General features: G+C 71.1%; 5 protein-coding genes. 1 reads left to right on the plus strand and 4 read right to left on the minus strand.

Annotation, left to right across the window (positions count from 1 at the left end; genetic code table 11):
* The 3 genes from P409_RS22335 to P409_RS22345 form a co-directional block, all read right to left on the minus strand.
* Window positions 1–623: hypothetical protein (locus P409_RS22335; RefSeq protein ID WP_034843856.1), on the minus strand; the 623-nt coding region annotated here is incomplete at its 3' end.
* A gap of 382 nt (window positions 624–1,005) precedes the next feature.
* Window positions 1,006–4,119 (minus strand): efflux RND transporter permease subunit, encoded by a 3,114-nt coding sequence (locus P409_RS22340; RefSeq protein WP_034843857.1) that lies wholly within the window; start codon window positions 4,117–4,119, stop codon window positions 1,006–1,008.
* A gap of 1 nt (window position 4,120) precedes the next feature.
* The gene (locus P409_RS22345; protein WP_052121180.1) at window positions 4,121–5,176 is read right to left on the minus strand and encodes an efflux RND transporter periplasmic adaptor subunit; all 1,056 of its coding nucleotides are present in this window, start codon (window positions 5,174–5,176) and stop codon (window positions 4,121–4,123) included.
* Between the two features lie 283 nt (window positions 5,177–5,459).
* Here P409_RS22345 and P409_RS22350 point away from each other — a divergent pair, with 283 nt between their 5' ends.
* Window positions 5,460–5,876 (plus strand): response regulator, encoded by a 417-nt coding sequence (locus P409_RS22350; protein WP_052121182.1) that lies wholly within the window; start codon window positions 5,460–5,462, stop codon window positions 5,874–5,876.
* Window positions 5,877–5,885: 9 nt separating this feature from the next.
* Here P409_RS22350 and P409_RS39105 read toward each other — a convergent pair.
* On the minus strand, window positions 5,886–6,695 hold an 810-nt coding region (locus tag P409_RS39105; protein WP_034843863.1), incomplete at its 5' end, for a Gfo/Idh/MocA family oxidoreductase.

A 6,695-nucleotide genomic window follows, 5' to 3' on the forward strand; every position in this document is an offset into this window, starting at 1 on the left:
GGCAACGGCAGCAGGCCCAGCGCGTGCAGCGCCGCGGGAGAAGAGATCAGGTCCACCGACAGCAGCCGCGCCCGGCTGTCGCGGCCGCCGACATAGGGGCGCAGCATGCCGGCCAACTCCTCCGGCGCGCGGCCGCCCAAGGTCAGCACGCGCGCGCCCAGCAGATCGGCCAGCGCCTCCCGGGCCGAGACGACGTAAAGGCCGTCATCGAACCACACCAGGCGCAGCGGCAGCGCGTTCAGCGACCGCCCCATGCTGACGCCGCGGACATAGGTGTGGCCGTTCCCGGCCAGGGCGACGGCCCGGGTGACGCCGACCTCGAAGCGGGCGTCGTCCAGCCCGTCCGGCGCGGCGGCCGAGGCCTGCGCCGCCAACGTGTCGATCTGCCGGTCGAACGCCGCGAGAGTCTCCGGCGAGAAGCTGCGGTCGATCTCGGGCAGCCGGCGCAGCCGCTCCAGGTCCTGGCGCTGCGCCTCGGCGCGATTGCCGGGCGCCGGCGCGTCGGCCGGCGGCAGCGACGGGTAGTTCGGCCGGATCACGGCGAGATAGGTGGTCCCTGCCGCCGTTCCCGCCATCACGACCAGCGCGGCCCCGATCCAGGCCGCGATCGCCCATCGTCTCATGGCTGTTCCCCACCCGCTTCACCGGCCGGTCCGGCCGGCAGGGCAGGCTTTGCAACCGCTGTGCCAGGAGGCCACAGGGCCGATTTGCGCCGACGATCGTCAGCATTCGCATGTTGCCTTTTGAGTCCCCCCTCCCCTCGCGGAAGGGGGGGTAGGGGGAGGGGGGCTCTCGGCTCGGGCCGGCCTCGACCGCTGCAAGCCGGCACGCACGCTGGAGTCTGAGCCTTGCGCATTCGCGCGCGGACGCGCGCAGACCCCTCCCCCTGCCCCCTCCCGCGAAGGGGAGGGGGGACTTAAGAAATTCAGTCGGAATGACGTGTAACTCCGGCAGTCCAAGTCGCGCAGTCGGGGCGAAAATTCCGCCGTGCTTCGGCGATTTCTCCTACTCCGCCGGCGAGCCCTCGCTGCGATGGACCAGCAGTTGGCGTTCCAGCTCCTTCGCCGTGCGGCTGGCCGGCGCGGTGTAGCGGGCCAGGGCCCGGTAGATCACCGGCACCAGGAACAGCGACAGCAGGGTCGAGACCATGACGCCGCCGAAGATGACCACACCGATGGCTTGCCGCGATTCGGCGCCGGCGCCGGTGGCGATCGCCAGCGGCAGGGCGCCTAGCGCGGTGGCGATCGAGGTCATCAGGATCGGCCGCAGCCGGGTCGCCGCGGCCTCGCGCACCGCCTCCAGCACCTCCAGCCCCTCGTCGCGCAGCTGGTTGGCGAACTCGACGATCAGGATCGCGTTCTTCGCCGTCAGCCCGATCAGCATGACCATGCCGATCTGGGTGTAGATGTTCACGGTCATGCCCAGGAGGGCGACCGAGCCGAGCGCGCCGAAGATCGCCAGCGGCACGGTCAGCAGGATCGTCACCGGGTGGACGAAGCTCTCGAACTGCGCCGCCAGCACCAGGAACACGATCAAGAGCGCGGTGCCGAAGGTGATGTAGAGCGAGGCGCTGCTCTCCAGGAACTCGCGGGTGTCGCCGTCCCAGGACAGGCGCGCCTCGACCGGCAGCACGTCGGCGACGGCGGCGCGGATCTCCGTCACGGCGTCGCCCAGGGTGGCGTCGTCGGCCAGGCTGGCGGTGAAGGTGATGGCGCGGACCCGGTCGAAGCGGCCCAGGCTGGCCGGGCCGGCCACGTCCTGCAGCTTCACCAGGCTGGTCAGCGGCACCAGCGTGCCGCCGGAGGCGCGGACGAAGATGTTCGACAGGTCGCGCGGCGTCTGCCGGTCCTCCGGCCGGGCCTGCAGCACCACGTCGTACTCCTCGCCGTCATCCTCGTAGCGGGTGACGGCGACCGACCCGAACATCGCCTCCAGCGTCTCGCCGATGGCGCGGATCGAGATGCCGAGATCGGCGGCGCGGTTGCGGTCGATGGTGACCCGCAGCTCCGGCTTGGTCTCGTCGTAATCGGCCTGCAGGTTGCGCAGCACCGGGGAGTTGCGCAGCCGGTCCTCCAGCTGGTCGCGCCACTGTGCCAGCTGCTCATAGGTGTTGCCGCCGATGACGAAGCGCACCGGCGCGCCGGAGCCGCGGGCTAGGCCGCTGGGGTTGATGGCGACGGCACGGATGCCGGGAATGCCGGCCAGCTTGGCCCCCAGCTCGCGCACCACGTCCTGCTGCGACCGGGTGCGCTCCTCCCACGGCTTCATCTGGCCGACGACGGTGACGCGGTTCACCCCGGTCGGGCCCCAGGACGGCGCCAGGATGGCCAGCAGGCGGGTCACGTCCTCCGCCTCGACATAGGGCGTCAGCGCCGCCTCGATCCGTTCGAGCTGCGCCGTGGTGTACTCCATGCTCGATCCCTCCGGCCCGGTGGCGCTGATCACCACCCGGCCGCGATCCTCGGTCGGCACGAATTCCTGCGGCAGGCCCTGCAGCAGGGCCACGGCGCCGAGGCTGAGGGCGACGGCGATGGCGCAGACCAGGATCGGCGCGCCGAGCGCGAAGCCCAGCGCCGCGCGGTAGCCGCGATTCAGCAGCTCGAAGCCGTGCTCGGTCACCTTGTGCAGCCAGGTCTCCTCATTGGCCGGGCGCAGCAGCCGGCTGCACATCGCCGGCGTCAGGGTCAGCGCGATCAGGGCCGAGAACAGGACGGAGGAGGCGACGGTGATGCCGAACTCGCTGAACAGGCGGCCGATATTGCCCTGCAGGAACGAGATCGGAACGAACACGGCGGTCAGCACCGCGGTGGTGGCGACCACGGCGAAGCCGATCTGGCGGGAGCCGAGATAGGCTGCCACCAGCGGCGGCTCGCCATGCTCGATGCGGCGGCTGATGTTCTCCAGCACGATGATGGCGTCGTCGACCACCAGGCCGATCGCCAGCACCATCGCCAGCAGGGTCAGCACGTTGATCGAATAGCCCAGCGCCGCCAGGATCATGAAGGAGGCGATGATCGACACCGGCACCGCGACCGCGGGGATCAGCGTGGCGCGGATGCTGCGCAGGAAGATGAAGACGATGCCGATCACCAGCGCCAGCGCGATCGCCAGCGCCAGGAACACCTCCTCGATCGACTTGTCGATGAACACGCTGTCGTCGGAGGAGACCTCGATCCGCACATCCGGCGGCAGCGACTGGCGCAGCGTGTCCAGCGCGTGCCGCACCGCCTCGGCCACATCCAGCGTGTTGGCGGTCGACTGCTTGACGATGCCGAGGCCGATGGCCGGCTTGCCGTCGGCCCGGAAGCCGCTGCGGTCGTCGCGGGGGCCGACCTCGACCCGGGCCACGTCGCCCAGCCGCACCAGGGTCGTGCCCTCGCGGCGCAGCACGATGCGGGCGAACTGCTCCGGCGTCGTCAGCCGGGTGTTGGTGCGCACCGTCAGCTCGCGGTCGTTCGATTCGACCCGGCCCGACGGCAGCTCGACATTCTGGGCTTCCAGCGCGTCCTTGATGTCCTGGGCCGTGACCCGGCGCGCGGCCATGGCGTTGCGGTCCAGCCAGACCCGCATCGACGGCTGGCGCTCGCCGCCGATCGTCACCTGGGCGACGCCGGTGACGGCCGACAGCGGGTCGACGACATAGCGCTTGGCCATGTCGCTCAGCTCGATCGCCGAGCGGCCGTCGCTGGTCAGGGTGGCGTAGATGATCGGGCTGGCGTCGCTGTCGACCTTGCGGATGATCGGCGCGTCGGCGTCGTCCGGCAGCCGGCCGATGATGCGGCTGACGGAATCGCGCACGTCGTTGGTCGCGCTCTCGACATCGCTCTCGACATTGAACTCCAGCCGGACGCTGGACCGCCCCTCCTGGCTGGTGGAGCGCAGGGTGCGGATGCCGGCGACGCCGGACACACCCTCCTCGATGATCTGGGTGATCTGGCTCTCGATCACCTGGGCGGACGCGCCCTCATAGGTGGTGGTGATCGAGACGATCGGCGGGTCGATGTTCGGGTATTCGCGGACCGTCAGCCGCTGGAAGGCGAAGGCGCCCAGCACCACCAGCAGCAGGCTGACGACGACGGCGAAGACCGGCCGCTTGATGGCGGTGTCCGACAAAACCATGTCAGGACGCCGCCGGCGCCGTGCCGGCCTCCTGCACCTTGACCGGCAGGCCGTCGCGCAGGCGCTGCGTGCCCTCGACCACCACGGCGTCGCCGACGGCCAGGCCGGACAGGATCTGCACCTCGCCGCGCAGCCGCGTGCCCAGCGTCACCTCGCGCCGCACCGCCCGGCCGTCGACCACCAGATAGACGAATTGCCGGCTGCCCTGCGGCACCAAAGCCTGCTCGGCCACCAGCAGGGCCGCGGGGTCGGTCGAGAGCTGCACCCGCACGGTCATGAACATGCCGGGGCGCAGCAGGCCCTCGCGGTTGTCGACCTCGGCCACCGTGGTCACCGACCGGGTGGCCGGGTCGATGCGGGTGTCGACCGAGGTGACCGTGGCGGTGAAGGCGCGGTCGGGATAGGCGTCGCTGCGCACCTCGAGCGCCACGCCGGGGGCCAGGCGCGGCAGCAGCACCTCGGGCAGGTTGAAGTCGACCTTCACCCGGCTCAGGTCGTCCAGCGTCACGATGGCGGTACCGGGCGACACCAGCGCGCCCGGGCTGACCTGGCGGATGCCCAGCGTGCCGGCGAAAGGCGCGACGATCACCCGCTCGGCCAGCCGCGCCTTCTGCGCCGCCAGCGCCGCGGTCTTGACCTCCAGATCGGCGCGCAGCGTGTCGATCTGGGCCTGGGCCACGGCGCGCGACTTCGACAGGATCTCGCCGCGGTCGAGCGACTGGCGGGCGTTGCGCAGCTCGGCCTCGGCCGAGGCCACCGTCGCCTCCAGCTCGGCGCTGTCCAGCCGGATGATCGGGGCGCCGGCGGCGACGGTCTGGCCGTCCTCGAACTCGATCCTGTCGACGATGCCGGTGGTCTTGGCGGTGATGGTCACCGCCTCCCGCGCCCGGGTGGTGCCGACGGCGTCCATCGCCTCGGTCACCGTGCCGGTGCGCACCGGGGCCAGGATCACCGGCACGGCCATGGGCCCGCCATGCGGCCCCGTCGCCCCGTCGGCCTGGAACGGCGCATAGCGCCACACCCCCGCCGCCGCAACCGCGAGCAGGCCGACCGCCACCAATTGTTTCCACGCGCGCATGCGTCCGCGAAGCCCCCTTCCGTCCGCGCACCCGTCCTCACGGGCGCAGTGTAGTACCAATCGCCCGTTTCTTGTTTGTGAATGCCGAGCTGTGTTCTTCACGGCACAGGCCGGAGATTCCGTCGCACCAGCCCTGCGCGAGGGAACAGGCCACGAAATCCGGTGTTTATGGCGATGATATGACGAATTCAGCCGCGCGACGCCGCGGCTCTGGAAGGGACCCGGGGAACGGCTCCTGCACGGCCGGCCCGGGACGGGTGGAATGGGACTGCTCTACAGCGAAGCGGAGGACGCGGTCGATCTTCACGGCCGCCGCATCCTGATCGTCGAGGACGAGCAGATCGTGGCGCTCGACCTCGAACTGACCTTGCGCACCTGGGGCGGCACGGTGGTCGGCCCGGCGACGACGGTGTCGCGCGCGGTCGAGATGGCGCGCAGCCAGACGATCGACGGCGCCATGGTCGACCTCAACCTGTCCGGCGCGGCCGCCTTCCCCGCGGTCGACATCCTGCTGCAGCGCGGCGTGCCGGTGATCCTGGCCACCAGCTATCCGCGGGAAAGCCTGCCGGCCGCCTACCGCAACCTGCCGATCCTGCCGAAGCCCTACGACCCACGCCGCTTCTCCGGACTGGTGCAGTCGATCTTCAGCGTCCGGTCCGGCGAGGCCAGCATCCACTGAGGCCGGCGGTCAGGCCGCCCAAGGTTGGATCTCGGTCCGCACCGCCTCTCCCGACGCCTTCGCCGCCGCGATCGACAACGCCAGATACTGGTCCTGTGCCGCCGCGGCGAAGCCGTAGATCTCCTCCCCGGTCTCGACATAGCGCTGCATGCCCGCCAGGCAGGCGCCCACCGCGATCTCGTCGTCGTTCAGCCGCGCGCCGGCGAAGGGGTTGCGGTACACCCACTCCGCCCCGGCCTGGATGCCGACCAGGTGGTGGCCCTGGATGTTGGCGTATTGCCCGGCATCCTGGCGCAGCAGCCGCAGCGTCACCGGCGTGCGGTGGTCCTCGAGATAGCGCAGCTCGTCATCCTTGATCTCGCCGCGCTCGCCCCGCACCAGCAGCCGCGCGGTGCGGATCCAGTGATGATACTGATCGCCGGTGAAGTCGAACACCGCCGAGCGGCCGCCGAAATCCAGCGTGGCGATGGTCTGCTCCGACTGGGCGATACGGTGCTCCGCCGGCGGGCCGGCGCGGGTCGGGCCGGCGACGATCGGGGCGGTGAAGCCCTGGGCCCGGATGGTCGCATTCTCGAAGCCGAGGCCGAGATAGCTCCGGATCAGGCTGGTGCCGTGATAGCCATGCGCCACCGCGACATGGGCGTGGCTCGGCGTGCCGATCCGGCCGGCGGCGATCAGTGCCAGGCGGGCGGCATGGGTCGGCTGCAGGAAGTACTGCTCGGCCACCTGGAGGCGGGCGCCGCCCTGCACAAGCGCCCACAGCCGCAGCAGACCCTCCAGGTCGGGCGCCGGCGGCGTCTCGGTCAGCACCGGCTGGCC

Source organism: Inquilinus limosus MP06 (assembly GCF_000767795.1).
In the GTDB taxonomy this organism is placed as follows: domain Bacteria; phylum Pseudomonadota; class Alphaproteobacteria; order DSM-16000; family Inquilinaceae; genus Inquilinus; species Inquilinus limosus_E.